Raw genomic sequence first — 1,090 nt, forward strand, 5'->3', positions numbered from 1 at the left:
CTTTGTATAAATACCCCAAGCCTGCGGCAGTGAATCTAAAGCACCACGCTTCACGCTGACAACACCACTGTATGAATCAATGCTTTGAAAAACCATCCATTCGCCTGGTGTGCCAATCCAATCGCTGCCGCATTTAATCAGCGTTCCAGCTGCCACATTTGCAATGGCACTGCTGTTTTTTACTGTAAAGCTGGTCGATGTTTTTGAAATGGATTGGTCAAGCTCAGCTACCGGCTCATAATCAATCGTTGCAGCTCGAAGCCACTCATTTCCCTCTGTGCCAGACTGCGTCATCATCACAGCATATAGAGAATTGTTTTGCGGCTTTTCAGCTACAACACCAACCAAACCATAATGATTTTCATAAGCCAGTTCATCATCTACCTGCCGCTGCCCAAGCGCCATGACAGCCAAATAATATGGCATTTCAAATGGTTCATACTGACACGGTTGAGGCGGCAAAGGCGCAACATCAATCGGCGTATCTATCACAATATTTGAAGAAAGCTCGCTTGAATATTGCACCACTTCTACAAAATCAATTGAAACATCAGTACCCGTCCCAAGATTGATTTTCATAATACGAACAGTAATTGTGCCTTGCCATTTGCGCGGCCAAGCCAATTTAAGCAGGTCGTAGCGATTCCACTTTCGCGCTTCATATGCAGCAGTTGTAAATGATCCGCTCCAAACGGGCGATGACATCTGTTTTAATTTCCATTGCGCTACAACCGCAGCATTGCGCTGATTCATGAAATATGGGAAATCAGCATCTTCAGCATTCACGCGGCCATTCAAGTTGCGAATTGACGCGTTTTCAGCAACTGAGAAAGATGAATCTTTGATTGCATCGCGGTTGTAATAGCTGACATTCAGCTGATTAATAGCCTCATCTGCATTTGCAACTTCAAGAGACATGCTTTTAATCTTGCTCACTGCTAAAGAATGAATTTCATCATCTGTAAACCAATCGTCACGAAACAAAACCATTTCATACAAGCCAGTTTGACGGTTAACACGCAGTCCTGCTTCAATGTGCCCGCATAATTCATTGATCGCATCCAAGCAAGATTTTTCAGTTATTGCCCAC

1 pseudogene is annotated in these 1,090 nt (G+C 43.9%); it reads right to left on the reverse strand.

Annotated elements, in window-relative coordinates:
- Positions 1-1,090: pseudogene (locus tag OKC24_RS19705) on the reverse strand (phage tail protein); the annotation flags it as partial.

Source organism: Acinetobacter entericus (assembly GCF_026168575.1).
In the GTDB taxonomy this organism is placed as follows: domain Bacteria; phylum Pseudomonadota; class Gammaproteobacteria; order Pseudomonadales; family Moraxellaceae; genus Acinetobacter; species Acinetobacter bouvetii.